We start from the raw sequence: 19592 nt of genomic DNA on the forward strand, positions 1-19592 counted from the left end.
GATGGCCAAGAAAGCACTGGTCCACAAGGCCGCGAAGAAGCCGAAGTTCGCCGTGCGCGCCTACACCCGCTGCCAGCGGTGCGGCCGCCCGCACGCCGTGTTCCGCAAGTTCGGGCTCTGCCGGATCTGCCTTCGCGAGATGGCGCACGCGGGCGAGCTGCCCGGCGTCCGCAAGTCCAGCTGGTAAGAGCTTCTATTTAACTCCACTTCGCCACAGGCCCCGCCCTCTTCGGGGGGCGGGGAACCAGGCGAGAAAGGTTGACAGGTCACCATGACGATGACCGACCCCATCGCAGACTTCTTGACGCGTCTGCGCAATGCGAACTCGGCGTACCACGACGAGGTCAAGCTCCCGCACTCGAAGCTCAAGGCGAACATCGCCGAGATCCTCAAGCGCGAGGGCTACATCGCGGGTTACCACGACGAGCCGGGCGAGAAGCACAAGAACCTCGTCGTCGAGCTCAAGTACGGCCCCAACCGTGAGCGGAGCATCGCCGGCCTGCGCCGCGTCTCCAAGCCCGGTCTGCGGGTCTACGCAAAATCGACCGAACTGCCGTCGGTCCTCGGCGGCCTGGGCATCGCGATCATTTCGACGTCCGGTGGCCTGCAGACGGACCGGCAGGCCAAGCGCAACAGCGTGGGCGGCGAAGTCCTCGCCTACGTCTGGTAAGGGAAGGGGTACAGGCATGTCACGCATCGGAAAGCTGCCGGTCGCCGTCCCTTCCGGGGTCGAGGTGACCATCGACGGTCAGCACATCAAGGTCAAGGGGCCCAAGGGCACCCTCGAGCACACCGTCTCGGAGCCGATCACGGTCGAGCGCGACGAAGACGGCACGCTGCTGGTGAAGCGCCCGGACGACGAGCGCAACTCCAAGGCGCTGCACGGGCTCACCCGCACGCTGGTGAACAACCTCGTCGTCGGCGTCACCGCCGGCTACGAGAAGAAGATGGAAATCCACGGCGTGGGTTACCGCGTGCAGGCCAAGGGCGCGGACCTCGAGTTCGCCCTCGGCTACTCGCACCCGGTCAAGATCGAGGCCCCGGAGGGCATCACCTTCAAGGTGGAGACCCCCACCCGGTTCTCGGTCTCGGGCATCGACAAGCAGAAGGTCGGCCAGATCTCGGCCGTCATCCGCAGGCTGCGGCGCCCGGACCCGTACAAGGGCAAGGGCCTGCGCTACGAGGGTGAGAAGATCCGCCGCAAGGTCGGAAAGACGGGTAAGTGATCATGAGCGACACGACTACGAAGCGCAAGCCGGTGGGCAAGGACATCTCGACCCGCCGCCGCGTCGCGAAGGCCCGTCGGCACTTCCGGCTCCGCAAGAAGGTCTCGGGCACCGAGCAGCGTCCGCGCCTGGTCGTCAAGCGGTCCTCGCGGCACATCGCCGTGCAGGTGATCGACGACCTCGCCGGCCACACGCTGGTGTCGGCGTCCACCCTCGAGGCGGACGTCCGGGCGGCCGACGGCGACAAGAAGGCGAAGGCCGCCAAGGTCGGCGCCCTCGTCGCCGAGCGGGCCAAGAACGCCGGGATCTCGGCTGTGGTGTTCGACCGTGGCGGCAACGCCTACCACGGCCGCATCGCCGCGCTCGCCGACGCCGCCCGTGAGGCGGGGTTGGAGTTCTGACGATGCAGCAGTTCGTGAATGGAAGGAAAGCCTGATGCCGGGACGTACACGGCAATTCGGCGGCGGCCAGGGTGGACCCGGCGGGCAGGGCGGCAACGACCGCGGTGACCGTCGCGACCGCCGGGACCGGCGCGACAGCGGCCGTGGCGGGGCGGCCCAGGACAAGACCCCGCACCTCGAGAAGGTCGTGACGATCAACCGCGTCGCCAAGGTCGTCAAGGGTGGTCGTCGCTTCAGCTTCACCGCCCTGGTGGTCGTCGGCGACGGCGACGGTCAGGTCGGCGTCGGCTACGGCAAGGCCAAGGAAGTTCCCGCGGCCATCGCCAAGGGCGTCGAGGAAGCGAAGAAGAACTTCTTCCGCGTTCCGCGCGTCGGCGGCACCATTCCGCACCCGATCCAGGGTGAGGAAGCCGCCGGTGTGGTGCTGCTCCGCCCGGCTTCCGCCGGTACCGGCGTCATCGCCGGTGGCCCGGTGCGCGCCGTGCTGGAGTGCGCGGGTGTCCACGACGTGCTGTCGAAGTCGCTCGGCTCCGACAACGCGATCAACATCGTGCACGCGACCGTGGCGGCCCTGAAGGGTCTGCAGCGTCCCGAAGAGGTGGCGGCCCGCCGTGGCCTGCCGCTCGAGGACGTCGCTCCGGCCCGGATGCTGCGCCAGCGTGCCGGCCAGGGGGTCTGATCTCATGGCTCAGCTCAAGGTCACCCAGGTCAAGAGCAAGATCGGCACGAAGCACGCTCACCGCGAGTCGCTGCGCACCCTCGGGCTGCGCAAGATCCGCCAGAGCGTCGTGCGTGAAGACACCCCCCAGGTGCGCGGCCTGATCCACACCGTCCGCCACCTGGTGGAGGTCGAGGAGGTTCAGGCATGACGGCCATCAAGATCCACCACCTGCGTCCGGCTCCGGGCGCCAAGCGCGACAAGATCCGCGTGGGCCGTGGTGAGGGTTCGAAGGGCAAGACGGCCGGTCGCGGTACGAAGGGCACCAAGGCCCGGAAGAACGTGCCGGCCCGGTTCGAGGGTGGGCAGATGCCCATCCAGATGCGGCTCCCGAAGCTTCGCGGCTTCAAGAACCGCTTCCGCACCGAGTACCAGCCGGTGAACGTGGGCGACATCGCCCGCGTCTTCCCGGACGGCGGCACCATCGGTGCCGACGAGCTGGTCAAGGGCGGTCTGGTCCGCAAGGGCAAGCTGGTGAAGGTCCTCGGCAACGGCGACGTGAACGGCGTCAAGCTGAACGTCACCGCCGACGCGTTCTCCGGCTCGGCCAAGGAGAAGCTCGAGGCGGCCGGCGGTTCGGCCACCACCAACTGAGCTCGATTCTCGTTCGAAGGCCCGTCTGGCACCGCCAGGCGGGCCTTCGGCGTGCGGACGGTTCCTTGCCGCGGCGCGGATCCGGACGGAAGATCACAGGGTGGACAGACCGTCGCACGAGCCCGTACCCCCGCCCGACGACGCCGAGTCGCCGCTGAGCTTCCCGGTCGAAGCACCGCGCCCCACCGGCCCCGAGCCGGGAGCGGGGGCCCCGCAGGGCGAGCCACTGCGGTTCCCGGCGGAGGCTTCGCGGCCGGAGATGCCTGTTCCGCCCGCGGAGGTGCCGCAGGCGCCCCTCCCACCCGCTGCCGAGTCGCCGCACCCATTCCCCGGTGACGCGCAGCCGCCCACCGAGCTGCCCTACCCCGTCGCGCAACTCCCGGGCACCGAGACCGTCCCCAACGCCCTCCGACCCCCGGAAGCCGCCCAGGCCGCCTCTGCCGCCGCGGCACCTCCCTGGCCGCTTTTGCGGTTCGCCGCGCCCCTCCTCGCCGTCGTCGCCGCCGTCATGACCGCGCTCGGGGCCTTCCTGCCGCTCTTCCGCATCCGCGAGCACATCGGTTCCGGCCAGCGGTTCTTCGACACGCAGATGCTCATCACCGAGACCGCGTGGGGCCACACCTTCGAACTCCCGGACCACGAAGTCACCGACCAGCCCGGCGCACCGGTCGGCCTCCCGATCCTCTTCACCGTCGTCCTCCTCGTCGCCGCCGCGCTCTTCGCCCTCACGCGGCCGGAACAGCGGCTCGGCCGGTGGCTGATCGCCGCGGGGGCCGTCTTCGGCGCCGGGGTGGTCACCACCGTCGGCACGGAGGGGGTCGGGTGGGAAGCCATGTCCCGCGGCGACGAACTGACGGTCACCACCGCACCCGGCATGTGGCTGCTGATCGGCGGCACCGTCGTGGCCGTGGCCGCCGCCGTCGTGGCCCAGCTGCCCCGGCGGCAACCCGGCTGGGCCGATCCGGCGCTCGCCTACGCCGACACCCCGACACCGCCGTCCGGCGTCGCCATCACCGTGCTGCCACCCGGCGAACCGGACGAACCGCCGCAGCGGTGAACCCGGTCGGGGCATCCCGCTTACGCCAGGGGCGAACAACACGCCGCGGATAGCGCTACTCGGCGCGACCAGCGGCCCGGCCGGTGCGCCCGCGACGTCGGACGCCTGATCCACAATCTGTCAAGGAATACGACCAAGACGGCGATGTGGATCAACCCGCCGGAGCAACCTTGGTACGGAAAACGCACACGGACTGCGGACACGCCCTGTGAAGCTGTTAGAGTCGGCGACACGCTTCGGGACGAGTGTGCCCCGAAGCGTTCCTGGCTTGCGTGCCAGTAGTGCTGTGTGTTCCTGCCGGCCCCGCGCCGGCCAAGCCGATCGTCGGTTAGGACAGCCGACGACGCCGAGGAGGTCCCCCGCGTGCTCAGCGCCTTCCGCTCGGCTCTCGCGACGCCGGATCTACGCAAGAAGATCCTGTTCACGCTAGCCATCGTCGCGGTTTACCGAATCGGTGCGACCATTCCGGCGCCCGGCATCTCGTACGGTGCCGTACAGGCCTGTAGCTCCCAGGCGCAGCAGGAGGGCGTCTACCAGCTGCTGAACCTGTTCAGCGGCGGGGCGCTGCTGCAGCTGTCGCTCTTCTCGACCGGCATCATGCCGTACATCACGGCGAGCATCATCATCCAGCTGCTCACCGTGGTCATCCCGCGGTTCGAGGAGCTGAAGAAGGAAGGGCAGTCCGGCCAGGGCAAGCTGACCCAGTACACCCGGTACCTGACGATCGCGCTGGCGATCCTGCAGGCCACCGGCGTGGTCGCGCTCGCGGACCGCAAGCAGCTCTTCCCCGACTGCGACCAGCCGATCATCCCGGACAACAGCGTCTACTCGCTGGCGATCATCGTCATCACCATGACCGCGGGCACCGCCGTCATGATGTGGCTGGGCGAGCTGATCACCGAGCGCGGCGTCGGCAACGGCATGTCCGTCCTGATCTTCCTGAACATCGCCGCGCGCATCCCGGTCGAGGGCGGGAACATCCTGTCCAACGGCGGCGGCGTCGCGCTGACGATGATCTGCATCTTCGGCCTGGTGATCATCGCCAGCGTCATCTTCGTCGAGCAGGGGCAGCGCCGGATCCCGGTGCAGTACGCCAAGCGCATGATCGGCCGCCGGATGTACGGCGGCACGTCGACCTACCTGCCGATCAAGGTCAACCAGGCCGGTGTCATCCCCGTCATCTTCGCGTCGTCGCTGCTGTACCTGCCGGACCTGATCAGCCGCCTCGTCGGCGACCAGAACGCCAACTCCGGCTGGCAGGTGTTCATCAAGAACTACATCGTGAACCAGTCCAGCTGGGTGCACATCGCGCTGTACTTCGGCCTGATCATCTTCTTCACGTACTTCTACATCACGATCACGTTCAACGTGGACGAGCGTGCGGACGAGATGAAGAAGTTCGGTGGCTTCATCCCGGGCATCCGCCCCGGCCGCCCGACCGCCGAGTACCTGAGCTTCGTGCTGGGCCGGATCACCCTGCCCGGCTCGCTGTACCTGGGCATCATCGCGATCCTTCCGAACTTCTTCCTGTCGGTGACCGGTAGCGGGAACAACCAGAACTTCCCGTTCGGTGGCACGGCTGTGCTGATCATGGTCGGTGTCGGCCTCGACACCGTGAAGCAGATCGAAAGCCAGCTGATGCAGCGCAACTACGAAGGGTTCTTGAAGTGACGCGTCTGGTTCTCGTGGGTCCGCCAGGCGCGGGCAAGGGCACGCAGGCGGTGGCCCTGTCGGAGCAGCTGCGCGTCCCGCACATCTCCACGGGTGACCTGTTCCGCGCGCACGTCGGCCAGGAGACCCCGCTGGGCCAGGAGGCGAAGCGCTACCTGGACTCGGGCGAGCTCGTGCCCGACTCGGTGACCAACGAAATGGTCCGCGAGCGGCTCGCCGAGCCGGACGCCAAGGCCGGCTTCCTGCTCGACGGCTTCCCCCGCAACACCAAGCAGGCCGAGGTCCTCGGCGAGATCCTGGGCGACGCGGACGTCACGCTCGACGCGGTGATCCAGCTCCAGGTCCCGGAGGACGTCGTCGTCGCGCGGCTCATGTCGCGCGGCCGGGCGGACGACACCGAAGAGGTCATCCGCCGCCGTCAGCAGATCTACGTGTCGGACACCGCGCCGCTGCTGGAGTACTACGCCGACATCCTGGTGACCGTCGACGGTGTCGGCAGTGTCGAGGAGATCTCCGGCCGGGTGCTGAAAGCGCTGCGCGACCGCACGTGAACCTCGGAGGATTGCGTGTTCTGCAAGTGCTCCGCCGTGGGCGCATGATCGAAGTCAAGACCCCGGACGAGCTGCAGGCGATGCGGGCCGCGGGCCTGGTCGTCGCCCGCACGCTCGCGGCGGTCCGCGCCGCGGCGAAGCCCGGTGTCAGCACCGCCGAGCTCGACGAGCTGGCCGAGCAGACGATCCGGGACGCCGGCGCGGTGCCCTCGTTCAAGGGTTACCACGGCTTCCCGGCGTCGATCTGCGCGTCGGTCAACGAGCAGATCGTCCACGGCATCCCGGCGAAGACCCAGGTGCTGGCCGACGGCGACATCATCTCCGTCGACTGCGGCGCCATCCTCGACGGCTGGCACGGCGACTCCGCCGTCACGCTGGCCATCGGCAAGGTCTCCGACGCCGACCTGGCGCTGTCCGCGGCGACCGAGGCGGCGATGTGGGCGGGCATCGAGGCGGTCACCGCCGGCGGACGGCTCACCGACATCTCCTACGCCGTCCAGTCCGCCGCCGAGCGCGCGGGCCGCGACGACGGCATCGAGTACGGGATGATCGTCGAGTACGGCGGCCACGGCATCGGCCGCCAGATGCACATGGACCCGTTCCTGCCGAACGTCGGCAAGCCCGGCAAGGGCCCCCGGCTGAAGCCCGGCATGGCGCTGGCGATCGAGCCGATGCTCACCGGCGGCGGGGGCGAGACCCGCGAGCTGGACGACGGCTGGACCGTGGTCACGGCCGACGGCTCCCGCGCCGCCCACTGGGAGCACACCGTCGCGATCACCGAAGACGGCCCCTGGGTGCTCACCGCCCCAGAAGGCGCCTGACCTGCGCAAACACCCTCGTGAGTGGTAAGGCGGGTTAGAACCCGCTTTACCACTCACGACCGCTGTCGCCCGTTCGCTTACCATGGTCACCCCCGGTTTGGGGGTCGCGACACGACATGCGTACACTGTCAAGTCGGCGCACTTATCGCGCCCGGATCCTGCGCGCTCGTGAATTCACGGTCTTGGGAGCCGGGCACCAGTGTGCCACGCAACACCCCAACCCGGCACTAGTGCTCGAGTTGATCATGGTGTGGCGACAGACGCTGAAGACAACGGAAATGCGGAGGACATGGCGAAGAAAGACGGGGCCATCGAGGTCGAAGGCCGCGTAGTCGAGCCGCTCCCCAACGCGATGTTCCGCGTCGAGTTGGAGAACGGTCACAAGGTCCTGGCTCACATCAGCGGCAAGATGCGGCAGCACTACATCCGCATCCTGCCGGAGGACAGGGTTGTCGTGGAGCTCTCGCCCTACGACCTCTCTCGTGGTCGCATCGTCTACCGCTACAAGTGATCACGAAGAGCAGCTACTAGGAGAGCAGAAGACGTGAAGGTTCAGCCGAGCGTCAAGAAGATCTGCGACAAGTGCAAGGTGATCCGCCGTCACGGCCGGATCATGGTGATCTGCGAGAACCTGCGGCACAAGCAGCGGCAGGGCTGATCGCCAAGCACTCGAGCAGAGTGGATTGACGGCTACACAACCTCCCCGCACCTGCCGGTTCACGAGAGTGAACCGGTTCACCCCCGGGCTTCAGGCCGGGGCCGGGACACCCGAAGCGCAAGCCGAGGGCACGACAGGCGAGTCGGTCCCGGAACCGGACGGGGAGCAGACCTGAAGACGAAACCGAAGAAGGAGCATCAGCGCCAATGGCACGACTCGCTGGCGTGGACCTCCCCCGCGAGAAGCGGTTGGAGATCGCGCTTACCTACATCTACGGCATCGGCCGTACCCGCTCGAAGCAGCTCATCAAGGCTGCCGAGCTCAACGCGGACACCCGCGTCAAGGACCTCAGCGATGACGACCTCGCGAAGCTGCGTACGTACATCGAAGAGAACTTCAAGGTCGAGGGTGACCTTCGCCGTGAGGTGAACGCCGACATCCGTCGGAAGATCGAGATCGGGTGCTACGAGGGCCTTCGCTGGCGCCGCGGACTTCCCGTCCGTGGTCAGCGCACCAAGACGAACGCCCGCACCCGCAAGGGTCCGAAGAAGACGGTCGCCGGCAAGAAGAAGGCTGGCAAGAAGTGAGCGTCCAGGGCAAGAAGGTCGTGCAGATGGGTGGCGTGCACCGCCGCGGCTCCGCATGTGTCTCGCCCAAGGCGCTCTACGCCCGCCCGATGGCGCTCCGCAACCTGTACACCGACGCCGGTTCGATCATCCGGCGCGGCCAGGCCGAAGCGGTCGCCGCTCACCAAGAGAACGCGCGCTAACAGGAGAACCCTCAGAACATGCCACCGAAGTCTCGTACTGCGGCCGGGGCCAAGAAGGTCCGCCGCAAGGAAAAGAAGAATGTCGCGCACGGTCACGCGCACATCAAGAGCACCTTCAACAACACCATCGTCTCGATCACGGACCCGACCGGTGCCGTGATCGCGTGGGCGTCGAGTGGTCACGTGGGCTTCAAGGGCTCCCGTAAGTCCACCCCGTTCGCCGCGCAGATGGCCGCCGAGAACGCTGCCCGCAAGGCCGCCGAGCACGGCATGAAGAAGGTCGACGTCTTCGTGAAGGGCCCGGGCTCGGGCCGCGAGACGGCGATCCGCTCGCTGCAGGCGGCCGGCCTCGAGGTCGGCACCATCCAGGACGTGACCCCGCAGCCTCACAACGGCTGCCGCCCGCCCAAGCGGCGCCGGGTCTGAGGAACGGGGAGGAGTAAGAAGAAATGGCTCGTTACACCGGCCCCGCGACGCGTATTTCGCGTCGCCTCAAGGTTGACCTCATCGGCGGCGACCAGGCTTTCGAGCGTCGCCCCTACCCGCCGGGCCAGCACGGCCGCGGGCGCATCAAGGAGTCCGAGTACCTCCTGCAGTCGCAGGAGAAGCAGAAGGCTCGCTACACCTACGGCGTTCTCGAGCGTCAGTTCGTCCGGTACTACAAGGAAGCCGTCCGGCGTCCGGGCAAGACCGGTGAGAACCTGCTGCAGATCCTCGAGTCCCGCCTGGACAACGTGATCTACCGCGCCGGCATCGCCCGCACCCGCCGCCAGGCGCGTCAGCTGGTGAGCCACGGCCACTTCCTGGTCAACGGCCAGAAGGTGAACGTCCCGTCGTTCCAGGTCACCAAGTGGGACATCATCGACGTGCGGCCGAAGTCCATGGGCATGCTGCCGTTCGTGGCGGCGAAGGAGTCCTTCGGCGAGCGCCCCATCCCGGCGTGGCTGCAGGTCGTCCAGTCCAACCTCCGCGTGCTGGTCCACCAGCTCCCGGAGCGTGCGCAGATCGACGTTCCGGTTCAGGAACAGCTGATCGTCGAGCTTTACTCGAAGTAGTCCGGCCCCGGCTGGAGTACGGGCGGCGGCGCGACAGGTGCGCCGCCGCCTACGCCATCCCTTCGACGTCATATGGCGGGCGTCGTCTGGAAAGGAAAACAAGGAATGCTGATTTCCCAGCGGCCGGCTCTCGGCGAAGAGACGGTCAACGAGACCCGCTCCCGGTTCACCATCGAACCGCTGGAGCCCGGCTTCGGCTACACGCTCGGCAACTCGCTGCGTCGCACGCTGCTGTCGTCCATCCCGGGCGCGGCCGTGACGAGCATCCGCATCGACGGCGTGCTGCACGAATTCACCACCGTTCCCGGGGTGAAGGAAGACGTCACCGACATCATCCTGAACCTCAAGGAGCTCGTGGTGTCCTCGGAAGAGGACGAGCCGGTCACCATGTACCTGCGCAAGCAGGGCCCCGGTGAGGTCACGGCGGCCGACATCGTGCCGCCGGCGGGTGTCACCGTGCACAACCCGGATCTGCACATCGCGTCGCTGAACGGCAAGGGCAAGCTCGAGATCGAGCTCGTCGTCGAGCGCGGCCGCGGGTACGTTCCGGCCCTGCAGAACAAGCAGGCGGGCGCGGAGATCGGCCGGATCCCGGTCGACTCGATCTACTCGCCGGTGCTGAAGGTGACCTACAAGGTCGAGGCCACCCGTGTCGAGCAGCGCACCGACTTCGACAAGCTGATCCTGGACGTCGAGACCAAGCCGTCGATCACGCCGCGCGACGCGGTCGCGTCGGCCGGCAAGACGCTGGTGGAGCTGTTCGGTCTCGCCCGCGAGCTGAACGTCGACGCCGAGGGCATCGAGATCGGCCCGTCGCCGCAGGAGGCGGACACCATCGCCGCCTACGCGATGCCGATCGAGGACCTGGACCTCACCGTCCGGTCGTACAACTGCCTCAAGCGCGAGGGCATCCACACGGTGGGCGAGCTCGTCTCGCGCAGCGAGGCGGACCTGCTCGACATCCGCAACTTCGGCGCCAAGTCGATCGACGAGGTCAAGCTCAAGCTCGTCGGTCTCGGCCTCGCGCTGAAGGACAGCCCGCCCGGGTTCGACCCGACCGCCGCGGCCGCCAGCTACGACGGTGAAGGCTGGTCGGAGGGTGTCGGTGGCATCGCCGACGGGATTTCGGACGGCCACGACGATGGCCAGGACTACGCAGAGACCGAGCAGCTCTGAGGCTCTGTGCCCGGACGCTGTGAGCTGAACTAGGAGAACCAATGCCCACCCCTACCAAGGGAGCCCGGCTCGGCGGGTCGTCCGCGCACGAGCGGCTGATCCTGGCCAACTTGGCCACGCAGCTGTTCGAGCACGGCAAGATCACGACCACCGAGGCGAAGGCCCGCCGGGTCCGCCCGCTGGCCGAGAAGCTGATCACGAAGGCGAAGCGGGGCGACCTGCACAACCGTCGTCAGGTGCAGAAGGTCGTCCGTGACAAGGACGTCCTGCACAAGCTGTTCGCCGAGATCGGTCCGCACTTCGCGGAGCGTGCGGGTGGCTACACCCGGATCACCAAGACGATGCCGCGCAAGGGCGACAACGCCGCCATGGCCGTCATCGAGCTGGTGGCCGAGAAGACGGTGACTTCGGAAGCCGAGCGCGCTCGCAAGACGAAGTTCGCGAAGGACGAGAAGGCCGCCGCTCCGGCCGCCGAGGAGACCACCACCGAGGCGCCCGCCGCTTCGGAGGAGGCTCCGGCTGCCGAGGAGGCCAAGGCCGAGGAGACCACCGAGGCCCCGGCCTCGGAGGAGACCGACGCCGACGCCAAGAAGGACTGACGTCCTGACGGCCGATTCGACACCGGACGAGCCCGCCACTCCCGCTGGGGAGGGCGGGCTCGTTCGTCTGCGCCTGGACGTCTCCTACGACGGCACGGACTTCTCGGGCTGGGCCCGCCAGCCGGGCCGCCGGACCGTCCAGGGGCTCCTGGAAGAGGCGCTGCAGAAGCAGCCACCAGGGGCGTCGGTGCCCAAGTCCGTGGTGGTGGCGGGCCGCACGGACGCCGGGGTGCACGCGACCGGCCAGGTCGTGCACGTCGACGTGGTGCCCCTTTCCGGGCCCTCAGGCCGCGTTCCCGTGTCGCCGGAGGGCATTCCGGACCTGGACCGCATGGCGGGCCGCTGGAACCGCCTGCTGCCCGGTGACGTCCGCGTGCTGGGTGCCCGGATCGCTCCCGAGGGCTTCGACGCGCGGTTCTCGGCGATCCGCCGTCACTACCGCTACCGCGTCTCGGACGCGCCCTGGGGCGTGGACCCGTTGCGCCGCCACGACACGCTGGCCTGGAACCGTCCACTGTCGACGGACGCGATGAATGCGGCCGCCGCGGAACTGCTGGGCCTGCACGACTTCGCGGCGTACTGCAAGCAGCGCGACACGGGCACGACGATCCGCGAGCTGCAGCGCCTGGAGTGGGCGCGCGTGGACGACCACCTGCTGGAGGTCCGGGTTTCGGCGGACGCGTTCTGCCACTCGATGGTCCGCAGCCTGGTCGGCGTGCTCCTCCTGGTGGGCGACGGCCGCCGCACCGACGCCTGGCCGGGGAAGGTCCTGGCGAGCGGCATCCGCGACAGCGCGGTGGCGCCCGCCCACGGCCTCACCCTGCTCGGCGTGGACTACCCCCCGGACGCCGAACTCGCGGCGCGAGCGGAGCAGACCCGCAAAGTCCGCACCCCGATGCAGTGAATGACTCATTCCTGGCGTCGGACGCCAGGAATGAGTCATTCACTGCGCGGGTCAGTCGCCGCGGCGGACCGGGCCGAGGAGCTGCTGCTCCTTGCCCGTGGTGACCAGGCGCAGGGGGCGCCAGAGGTTGCGGCCCAGCGCCACCACCTGGTCGTCCTTCAACGTCGTCAGCTGGCGCATCATCTGGGGCGGCAGGCGCCAGATGCGGGCGGCCAGCTCGGCCTGGCCGGCCGGAAGGCGCTGCATCAGCACCAGGTCCGCCGCGTTGGCCGTCGCGCCCGCCTGCGGGTGCAGGTACGGGAGCACGTAGACCGTCGTCTGCCAGGGCGAGCGGGGCGGGAACAGGTCCTGCGGCGTCGGGCCGCCGTCGGTCACCACCAGCAGCGGCGCGTCTTCCGACGGCCGCGGCAGCTCGACCGGCGACAACCGGCGAATCTGGACCAGCGGCGACGGCCGCCCGTCGCGGCTGCCGGCCGCCCGGGAGAGCACCTGCCACTCGGTCGGGCGCCCGGTCGCGACCACCACCCACGCGCCGACCGCCATCGCCCGCATGGCCACCTGGCGGGCCAGGTACAGCCCGCCCACCAGCACGATCCGGGTGGGGGTCGAGCGCAGCGCCGAGATCGTCAGCGGCTCGCCCTTGAGGCCGGAGCCGAGGACGATGCCGCCGCGGTCACCCGAGGGACTGATCGCGTCGAGCAGCGCGGGGTCCACGGTGAACTCCGGTGCCACGCCACTGTTCTGCCCGGCGTCACGGACGCGGGAACTCATGCTGTGCCTCCGATCGGCAACGTCGCGGCGAACGCGGAGACCTGCAGCCCGCGCAGCGGCGTCAGGTCCACGCCCAGCCGCTCGGACAGCCCCTGCAGCCGCTGGTCGGCGGCGTCGAGCTCACGCGGGTTCCGCGCGCTCAGCCGGACCACGCCGCGCAGGCCGATCTTGCCCTCGTCCGACGCCGGGGAGATAGACATCGCGAGCGTCGCCGAAAGCGCGCGGACGCTCGTCAGCGCGTTCAGGCTGCTGGTGACCTTGCCCTTCGGCCAGCCGGTGATGGCGTAGCTGGCGTGCCCGATGCCGGCCGCGGTCACCCCGGACCAGCGTTCCTGCAACGTCACCTTGGTGGGCGACCCGGCCACCGACGTCAGCTCCGCGGCGGAGATGCCCGCCCGCAGCAGCTCGTCCGGGTCGAGCGGCCGTGTCGGCACGCCCTGGGACTCCAGCGCGTTGCGCACCCGCGACAGCGCCCCGATGAGTGCGCGGTGGGCGCCGACGACGCCGCCGCCGCGCTCCCGGATCGCCGCCGGGCAGCGCCGCGGGTCGAGCCGGATCGCCACCCACGTCGTCCGCCGCGCTGCCGCGGGCAGCGGGCCCAGCACCTCCATGTAGGAGCTCAGCGCCGGCGAGTCCGACGGCAGCGCCGCGCTGCCCGGGTAGCAGTGCCAGATCATCTGGATGGAGTCGAGGACCACGCCGCGGTCTTCGAGGCAGGGCGCCAGCGCCGACAGCGGCAGGCTCGGCGCGCCGTCGGCCTGGGTGATCAGCGCCGGGGCCGGCTCGACGAGCAGCACCGCCGTCCACGTGCCGTCGTTCCAGGCGAGCCCGACCTGCTGGCGTTCGTGGTCGACGCCGTGCGCGACGACGAGGTCCGGCACGGCGATCCGGAGCAGGTTGACGCGGGCGTCGTCGGGACCGGTGACCGAGGTTTCCTCGGCGGTCATGGCTTCGACGGTGCTGGGCGGCAGCGGGTTCGCGACCCGGTCGTGCGAGCGGAAGGTGTAGCGCAGCGTCAGGCCGACCCACTGGGTGAACCAGCGGCCGCGCCAGCGCAGCAGCGCGACGATGAGGGCGAAGCCGACGATGCCGACGGCGACCCACTTGAGCGACATGTCGATCGCGAGCAGGACCAGGCCGATCGCGAGGCCGACTTCGAGCACGACGAGGTTGGCCACGGGCAGCGGGCCGAGGGTGACGCCGGCGGACCGCCGTCGCGCCGGCGGGGCCACCCGGGCCGGGCCGGGCGGGGGAGTGGCGGGACCGCTGTCGTCGGGCCCCTGGGGACCGCCAGGACCACCCGGGCCACCGCCACCGGGACCACCGGGACCGCCAGGCCCGCCGCCACCGGGGCCGCCAGGACCACCCGGCCCGCCGCCACCGGGGCCACCAGGGCCACCAGGACCGCCGGGACGGCCACCAGGTCCACCGGGACCGGGGACACCAGGGCCGCCAGGACCGCGCGGGGGCATGCCGGGGCCACCGGGAGCGCCGGGACCGCCACCGGGCCCGCCGGGCACCCCACCGGGTCCGCCAGGGCCACCGGGAACGCCACCCGGAACCCCGCCCGGGCCGCCGGGACCACCGGGTCTGCCCGGCCGCGGCGGCGGGCCCGGCGGACGGCCACCGGGCGGCGGGGGCCCGGGCGGGCCAGGCGGACGTGGAGGAGTGGTGACGGACATCCGCGCTTTCTCTTCCCCTCGTGCTTGCTGCGTACCCGGAAGCCGGGTCCCGGGGTGCCCGACACTAGCTTGAGTTGGTAGAAACCCCACACCAGACGGTCCCCGTACGGCTATCCTGCGGAACCGTACCGCGACGGGGAGAGCTGTAGGTCGAGAATGCCATCAACACCCACGACTAAGTCTCAGGTCCAGGCGTATCAGTTCGTCCTACGGCGGATGCAGTCGGCGCTGGTCCGGCGGGACGCCGTGATGCTGCACGACCCGATGCGCACCCACACGCGGGCGACCATCGTGGGCGTGGTGCTGGGCGCGCTCGGCATGATCGTGTTCGTCGTCTGGGGGCTGCTCAGCCCGGCGCCGTCGGTGCCCGAGGCCGGGAACATCGTCATCGGCGAGCAGTCCGGCACGGTCTACGTCGTGGCGGCGGGCAACCCGAAGAAGCTGATCCCGACGTTCAACCTCGCGTCGGCCCGGCTTCTCCTGCTGGCCCAGCAGAAGCAGCCGAACGCCGGCGGCGCCACCGCGGCACCCGCTCCCGCCCCGGCGAGCCCGGCGAGTGTGAAGAATCCCACGGTCGTTTCCGACGATCAGCTGAAGGACATTCCGCGCGACAAACTCACCGGAATTCCGGACGGTCCGCAGCTGATCCCGACGGATTCCCAGCGAATCACCCCCAATTGGGCCGTCTGCGACCAGGTTCAGCTGGATCAATCACTGCCGAATCCCGACACCGGCCGCACGAACACCTACGTTTTCGGCGGTATCGCACCGAGCGGGCTGGGCACCGAGCTGCGGGACAACGAGGCGTTGCTGGCGAAGGCCGACAACGGGAAGACCTACCTCGTCTACCGGCTGCCGAGCTCCCGGAACCGGCCGAACGCGAACACCGTGCGCGCCGAGATCGACGTCGACAACCCGAACGACGCCGTCCGGGTGGCGCTGCAGCTGCCGCCGTCGCCGCGGAAGATCACGCAGGGGCTGCTCAACGCCATCCCCGAGGTCGCGAAGCTGACGCCGCCGAAGATCCAGGGCGGCCAGGCCCCCGGGGACTTCGACGGCCTCGCCGCGGGTGACGTCTTCGCCACGCAGCAGGCCGGCGAGACGACGCTGAACTACTGGGCGATCACCCGCACCGGCATCCAGCGGGTGTCCAACGCCGTCGCCGACATCATCCGCGTCGCGAAGAACGGCAGCTCCGGCAAGATCCAGACGCTCGGCCTCGACAAGCTCGCCGGGGTGCACACCCTGCAGCCGACCGACCCCGACTACATCCCGGTCGACGACTTCCCGCGCTCGGTGCCGACGGTCCTCGACGCGACGAAGAACTCGTCGGTCGCGTGCCTGGGCTGGTCGCTGGTCGGGTCCGGGCCCGACCAGGACGGGCACACCTCGGTGTACGTCGACACGCAGCTGCCCGGCCAGAAGAGCACGGGCGAGAAGTTCACCCCGATGACGGTGACCACGCCGGGCCCGAACCGCGTGCCGCTCAACGGTTTCTACCTCAAGCCCGGGTTCGCCGCGGTGGTCCAGTCCGCGACCGGCAAGGCCAGCTTCGGCAAGGGCCAGATCCAGCTGATCTCCGACCGGGGCGTCCGCTACAGCGTCCCGGACGCGCAGACGGCGGACTCGATCGGCCTGAACAACCGGCAGCCGGCTCCCGAGTCGATCATCGGGCTGCTGCCGACCGGGGCGTCGCTGAACACCCAGGACGTGCTGCGGCAGTTCGACGCGGTGCCGATCGACCCGAACGCCGGCTCGTACCCGACGCCGACCGCGCCGCCGGGGAACTGAGGGAACCGCAGGCCCGCGGCAGGCGTCCCACGCTCGAAGGTCTTTCTCGTGAGCGGAGGTGCCGTGGCCGGCTTGAGGATGGACGGCGTCGTCGTCGCCCGGTACGCCGAGACGGCCGAGGCCGCCGCGGCCGACCTGGACGCGGCGGCGGCCGAGGTCGGCGGGGACGTCACCGCGGAGTCCTACGGGACGCTGGGCGCGCAGATCGGCCTCGGCGAGTCGTACGGCCGCGCGTCCGGGGCGTTGCGGCGTCAGCTGGCCGACGGCGCCGAGGCGCTGCGCTCGGCCGCGGAGGCGCTGCGGCAGGTGGCGGTGCGCCACGGCGGCCAGGACGCGGACGCCGCGGAGCTGATCAAGCGGGCCGGGAGGCTCGACGGATGACGACTTCGGTGCCGGTACCGGCGGGCGAGGACATCACCGCGGCGGCCGAGCCGTACCTGGCCTACCTCACGGACCTCTCGCGGCAGCTGGGCGTGATCGACCCCGTCGAGACGTACTTCCGGCCGCTGATCGGCCGCTGGGCCGACCTCGGCGCGGAGGCGGACAGCCTGCGCCAGGCCGCCTCGGTCGCGGCCGAGGTTTCGGCGCGCCTGGACGACGAGCTCGGCCGGCTCGACGCGGGCTGGGAGGGCAAGGACGCCGACTCGTTCGTCGCGTACATCCGCGCGATCGGCGCGGCGGGCGGCGACCTGCGCGAGGCACTCGAAGCACTCGCCGGCGCGCTGGACGAGATGGTGACGACCCTGCGGCACGTCGCCGTCGACCTCGCCGAGGTGCTGGTGGACGCGGCGGAGCTGACGTCGGAGACGATGCTGCTTCCGAGCGGCGGCGCCAAGCGCGCCCGGGCGCAGCTGCAGGAGACGCAGGATTCGGCCAAGGCCTTGCACGAAACCGCCCGCGACGTGCTGGAGGCGTTCGACCGGCTGTGCAACGGCGTCGACGACCCGGACGCGGCGTCCCGCACGATCGAGATCCGGCACCGGTACCCGCCGGAGCGCTTCAAGCTGCACGACGACGCGCTGAACGAAGCGGCTTCAGCGGACGAGGTCATGACCCCGTCGTCGGCCGACGGCCCGGCGGAGGGCCGCCACACGGGTGCCGGAGCCCCCGAAACGCCGCAGCCCGCCGACCCACCGCCCGCCCCGCAGGCGGAGCCGGACCACAGCATGTCGGGCGGAGTCCCGATGATGCCGATGATGGGCTTCGGCGCCTTCGGCTCGGGCAGCCAGGCGCGCCGCCCGTCGAAGACCCGCCCGGTCACGAAGTCGTCGGACCTGCTGGGCGAGCCCGGTCTGGTCGCCCCACCGGTGATCGGCGAGGACGACAAGCCACCGGAGAAGAACCCGCCCGCGAAGTGACCAACCGGGCATCACACGTGATCCAGGGGGCATCACGCGTGATCCAGGGGGCATCACACGTGATCCAGGGGGCATCACGCCGATGCCCGCTCAATCACGCGTGATGCCCTCCCAGTCACGCGTGATGCCTCTCCAAGCACACGTGATGCCTCTCCAAGCACGGTGAGGCCCGTCAGCGGCGGGTGGTTTCGGGCTCGGCTGGGCGGTTGCGGCGGATCGTGTGCATCACGAACAGCGTGATCAGCAGGGCGAGCACGCCGCCCGCTGTTCCGGCCAAGGCGACGATCATCGGGGTTGAGCTGCGGTCGTTCGCCGGGGGGAGCTGGGCCATCTGCGGGGCGGGGATGGGTGCCTGGTTCCCGACCTCCGAGGGCAGGACCTGGGTCAGCGCCGCCACCGGGTCGATCACGCCGTAGCCGACGAAGTTGTCGCGGCCGCCCGGGGCCGCCGGGTGCTGGGCGGTCTCCTTGATCCGGTTGATGATGCCCTTGGCGTCGAGCTTCGGGTACTTCGCCTTGACCAGCGCCGCCAAGCCGGCCACGTACGGTGCCGCGAAGCTGGTGCCCTGGATTTCGCTGGCCTTGTCGCCGTTTTCGAACGTCAGGTTCGCCAGGCTGCCGGACCCCTCGGCGGGGTCGAGCGACACGATCTTCGTGCCGGGAGCCGCGACGCCGACCCACGGGCCGTGCACGCTGAACGGCGCGACACTGCCGAACTCGTCGATCGCCCCGACCGACAGCACGTCGTCGGCGAACCACGGCGGCGTCACGATCGTCTTGGGCTTCCGCGCGTCCGGCTGGTCGTTCTGCGGGCAGGTGTCCGTCGCGTTGCCGGCCGCGGCGACGATCACGATGCCGGCCTGCGCCGCGAAGCGCACGGCCGCCTGGACCTGCTGCTCGCCTTCGGTGATCGAGCCGGTGGCCGGGCGGCAGTTGTCGACCGACATGTTGATGATGTCGGCTTCCTTCCGCTCGGCGATGCCGCGGATGATCTCGGCCAGCGTCTTCAGCGTGCCCGCGGTGCCGGCCTTCTCCAGCTGACGTCCGCCGTTGGACTGCCCGGGGGACGTCCCGTCGCCTTCGGCGCCGCCACCGCCACCGCCGGGCGGCGGTTCGGTGGAGGATTCCGGCGGCGGGTTCGTGCTGGACGACGGAGGAGGGGCGCTCGAACCGGCCGTCGCGTTCTGCTTCGCGGGCTCGTAGTTCTCGCTGAGCTGGCGGTAGGACACGATCGTGGCGTCCGGGGCGACGCCGACGAAGCCGACCTCGGGGTTGTCCGGCTTCGCCCCGATGATCCCGGCGACCTCGGTGCCGTGGCCGTCGCAGTCCTCGAGACCCTGTGGCTGGCCCTTCGTCGGCGTGGCCACGTAGTCGCCGCCGGACTTGAGCCGGTCCTGGAACCACGGGTGCCGCGTCACGCCGGTGTCGATCACCGCGACGCGGACGCCGCCGCCGGCACTGCCGCCCGTGGCCGCCTTGACGATGTCCTGCGCCTTGGAGATCTGCAGGTACTCCTGGCCCCACGGGCGGTTCTTGATCTGGATGTCCTGGCCGAGGGTGCTGCGCTGCACGCAGCCCTTCGTCTGCGTGTACGTCTTGTCGGGCTGGCGCGAGTCCGGGATCAGCTTGCCCATGTCGACCGGCGGCGGGGTCGCGAAGTAGCCGTCGGCCGGTGCGGCCTGCCCCCACGCGGGCACCGCGAGCGTCAACGGCGACAGGAGGCCGATCGTGCCGGCCAGCAGGGCCGTCGTGGTCCTTCGGGTGGCGCCGGGATGCCGTGCTGCTGCCATC

27 protein-coding genes are annotated in these 19592 nt (G+C 70.0%); 23 read left to right on the forward strand and 4 right to left on the reverse strand.

Features of this window, described 5'->3' with window-relative positions; translation table 11 throughout:
- Nucleotide 1: 1 nt before the first annotated feature.
- The 20 genes from ACFPLC_RS18005 to truA all read left to right on the forward strand — a co-directional run bounded on the left by ACFPLC_RS18005 (nucleotide 2) and on the right by truA (nucleotide 12200).
- Nucleotides 2–187, forward strand: a complete 186-nt coding sequence (locus ACFPLC_RS18005) for a type Z 30S ribosomal protein S14 (protein WP_004558870.1) — start codon at nucleotides 2–4, stop codon at nucleotides 185–187.
- Between the two features lie 84 nt (nucleotides 188–271).
- A complete protein-coding gene (gene rpsH, locus ACFPLC_RS18010; protein ID WP_004558871.1) occupies nucleotides 272–670 on the forward strand; it encodes a 30S ribosomal protein S8 in 399 nt (132 codons plus the stop codon).
- Nucleotides 671–686: 16 nt separating this feature from the next.
- Complete coding sequence (rplF, locus tag ACFPLC_RS18015; RefSeq protein ID WP_191316654.1) at nucleotides 687–1226, forward strand: 50S ribosomal protein L6; 540 nt, start codon at nucleotides 687–689, stop codon at nucleotides 1224–1226.
- Nucleotides 1227–1228: 2 nt separating this feature from the next.
- Nucleotides 1229–1627, forward strand: coding sequence for a 50S ribosomal protein L18 (gene rplR, locus ACFPLC_RS18020; RefSeq protein WP_354809383.1), 399 nt, complete (start codon nucleotides 1229–1231; stop codon nucleotides 1625–1627).
- Nucleotides 1628–1661: 34 nt separating this feature from the next.
- Nucleotides 1662–2306, forward strand: a complete 645-nt coding sequence (gene rpsE, locus ACFPLC_RS18025; protein ID WP_004558874.1) for a 30S ribosomal protein S5 — start codon at nucleotides 1662–1664, stop codon at nucleotides 2304–2306.
- A gap of 4 nt (nucleotides 2307–2310) precedes the next feature.
- Complete coding sequence (gene rpmD / locus ACFPLC_RS18030) at nucleotides 2311–2496, forward strand: 50S ribosomal protein L30 (protein WP_004558875.1); 186 nt, start codon at nucleotides 2311–2313, stop codon at nucleotides 2494–2496.
- A complete protein-coding gene (rplO, locus tag ACFPLC_RS18035; protein ID WP_086842934.1) occupies nucleotides 2493–2939 on the forward strand; it encodes a 50S ribosomal protein L15 in 447 nt (148 codons plus the stop codon). The genes rpmD and rplO overlap by 4 nt, the downstream gene beginning before the upstream one ends.
- Before the next feature lie 100 nt (nucleotides 2940–3039).
- A complete protein-coding gene (locus tag ACFPLC_RS18040; protein WP_378189237.1) occupies nucleotides 3040–3996 on the forward strand; it encodes a superantigen-like protein SSL4 in 957 nt (318 codons plus the stop codon).
- Nucleotides 3997–4359: 363 nt separating this feature from the next.
- A complete protein-coding gene (gene secY / locus ACFPLC_RS18045) occupies nucleotides 4360–5667 on the forward strand; it encodes a preprotein translocase subunit SecY (RefSeq protein ID WP_191316656.1) in 1308 nt (435 codons plus the stop codon).
- Complete coding sequence (locus ACFPLC_RS18050; RefSeq protein ID WP_191316657.1) at nucleotides 5664–6218, forward strand: adenylate kinase; 555 nt, start codon at nucleotides 5664–5666, stop codon at nucleotides 6216–6218. The genes secY and ACFPLC_RS18050 overlap by 4 nt, the downstream gene beginning before the upstream one ends.
- A 44-nt stretch (nucleotides 6219–6262) precedes the next feature.
- The gene (gene map / locus ACFPLC_RS18055) at nucleotides 6263–7039 is read left to right on the forward strand and encodes a type I methionyl aminopeptidase (RefSeq protein WP_378189236.1); all 777 of its coding nucleotides are present in this window, start codon (nucleotides 6263–6265) and stop codon (nucleotides 7037–7039) included.
- A gap of 289 nt (nucleotides 7040–7328) precedes the next feature.
- Nucleotides 7329–7550 carry a translation initiation factor IF-1 gene (gene infA / locus ACFPLC_RS18060; protein ID WP_004558881.1) on the forward strand — a complete coding sequence of 74 codons (222 nt, stop codon included), beginning with the start codon at nucleotides 7329–7331 and terminating at the stop codon, nucleotides 7548–7550.
- Between the two features lie 33 nt (nucleotides 7551–7583).
- Nucleotides 7584–7697 carry a 50S ribosomal protein L36 gene (gene rpmJ / locus ACFPLC_RS18065; protein WP_004558882.1) on the forward strand — a complete coding sequence of 38 codons (114 nt, stop codon included), beginning with the start codon at nucleotides 7584–7586 and terminating at the stop codon, nucleotides 7695–7697.
- Between the two features lie 206 nt (nucleotides 7698–7903).
- Complete coding sequence (gene rpsM, locus ACFPLC_RS18070; protein WP_004558883.1) at nucleotides 7904–8284, forward strand: 30S ribosomal protein S13; 381 nt, start codon at nucleotides 7904–7906, stop codon at nucleotides 8282–8284.
- Nucleotides 8281–8466 carry a hypothetical protein gene (locus ACFPLC_RS18075; RefSeq protein WP_004558884.1) on the forward strand — a complete coding sequence of 62 codons (186 nt, stop codon included), beginning with the start codon at nucleotides 8281–8283 and terminating at the stop codon, nucleotides 8464–8466. Before rpsM ends, ACFPLC_RS18075 begins: the two co-directional genes overlap by 4 nt.
- Nucleotides 8467–8484: 18 nt before the next feature.
- Complete coding sequence (gene rpsK, locus ACFPLC_RS18080; RefSeq protein WP_004558885.1) at nucleotides 8485–8892, forward strand: 30S ribosomal protein S11; 408 nt, start codon at nucleotides 8485–8487, stop codon at nucleotides 8890–8892.
- A gap of 23 nt (nucleotides 8893–8915) precedes the next feature.
- Nucleotides 8916–9521, forward strand: coding sequence for a 30S ribosomal protein S4 (gene rpsD, locus ACFPLC_RS18085; protein ID WP_125306120.1), 606 nt, complete (start codon nucleotides 8916–8918; stop codon nucleotides 9519–9521).
- A 105-nt stretch (nucleotides 9522–9626) separates the two neighbouring features.
- A complete protein-coding gene (locus ACFPLC_RS18090) occupies nucleotides 9627–10697 on the forward strand; it encodes a DNA-directed RNA polymerase subunit alpha (RefSeq protein WP_004558887.1) in 1071 nt (356 codons plus the stop codon).
- A 41-nt stretch (nucleotides 10698–10738) separates the two neighbouring features.
- Nucleotides 10739–11296 carry a 50S ribosomal protein L17 gene (rplQ, locus tag ACFPLC_RS18095; protein ID WP_378189234.1) on the forward strand — a complete coding sequence of 186 codons (558 nt, stop codon included), beginning with the start codon at nucleotides 10739–10741 and terminating at the stop codon, nucleotides 11294–11296.
- Nucleotides 11297–11369: 73 nt separating this feature from the next.
- Nucleotides 11370–12200, forward strand: coding sequence for a tRNA pseudouridine(38-40) synthase TruA (truA, locus tag ACFPLC_RS18100; protein WP_378189592.1), 831 nt, complete (start codon nucleotides 11370–11372; stop codon nucleotides 12198–12200).
- A 51-nt stretch (nucleotides 12201–12251) separates the two neighbouring features.
- Here the strand turns inward: truA and ACFPLC_RS18105 are convergent, their stop codons facing one another.
- The 3 genes from ACFPLC_RS18105 to ACFPLC_RS18115 are packed head-to-tail and all read right to left on the reverse strand — an operon-like array spanning nucleotide 12252 to nucleotide 14598.
- Nucleotides 12252–12971 carry a hypothetical protein gene (locus ACFPLC_RS18105; RefSeq protein ID WP_086853099.1) on the reverse strand — a complete coding sequence of 240 codons (720 nt, stop codon included), beginning with the start codon at nucleotides 12969–12971 and terminating at the stop codon, nucleotides 12252–12254.
- Nucleotides 12968–14101 (reverse strand): type VII secretion protein EccE, encoded by a 1134-nt coding sequence (gene eccE, locus ACFPLC_RS18110; RefSeq protein WP_378236274.1) that lies wholly within the window; start codon nucleotides 14099–14101, stop codon nucleotides 12968–12970. The genes ACFPLC_RS18105 and eccE overlap by 4 nt, the downstream gene beginning before the upstream one ends.
- Nucleotides 13987–14598 carry a hypothetical protein gene (locus tag ACFPLC_RS18115; protein ID WP_378235866.1) on the reverse strand — a complete coding sequence of 204 codons (612 nt, stop codon included), beginning with the start codon at nucleotides 14596–14598 and terminating at the stop codon, nucleotides 13987–13989. Before ACFPLC_RS18115 ends, eccE begins: the two co-directional genes overlap by 115 nt.
- A 271-nt stretch (nucleotides 14599–14869) precedes the next feature.
- Here ACFPLC_RS18115 and eccB point away from each other — a divergent pair, with 271 nt between their 5' ends.
- Genes eccB through ACFPLC_RS18130 form a run of 3 tightly spaced genes read left to right on the forward strand, consistent with a single transcriptional unit; the run spans nucleotide 14870 to nucleotide 17802 of the window.
- Nucleotides 14870–16444 (forward strand): type VII secretion protein EccB, encoded by a 1575-nt coding sequence (eccB, locus tag ACFPLC_RS18120; RefSeq protein ID WP_378189233.1) that lies wholly within the window; start codon nucleotides 14870–14872, stop codon nucleotides 16442–16444.
- Nucleotides 16445–16492: 48 nt separating this feature from the next.
- Nucleotides 16493–16825 (forward strand): hypothetical protein, encoded by a 333-nt coding sequence (locus ACFPLC_RS18125; protein ID WP_378235867.1) that lies wholly within the window; start codon nucleotides 16493–16495, stop codon nucleotides 16823–16825.
- Entirely contained in the window at nucleotides 16822–17802 is a 981-nt protein-coding gene (locus ACFPLC_RS18130; protein WP_378189231.1) for a WXG100 family type VII secretion target, read from the forward strand. Before ACFPLC_RS18125 ends, ACFPLC_RS18130 begins: the two co-directional genes overlap by 4 nt.
- Nucleotides 17803–17974: 172 nt before the next feature.
- On the opposite strand, the gene ACFPLC_RS18135 is transcribed toward ACFPLC_RS18130, so the two are convergent.
- The gene (locus ACFPLC_RS18135) at nucleotides 17975–19591 is read right to left on the reverse strand and encodes a S8 family serine peptidase (RefSeq protein ID WP_378189230.1); all 1617 of its coding nucleotides are present in this window, start codon (nucleotides 19589–19591) and stop codon (nucleotides 17975–17977) included.
- Nucleotide 19592 lies beyond the last annotated feature (1 nt).

This window comes from Amycolatopsis plumensis, assembly GCF_042652605.1.
Lineage (GTDB): Bacteria > Actinomycetota > Actinomycetes > Mycobacteriales > Pseudonocardiaceae > Amycolatopsis > Amycolatopsis plumensis.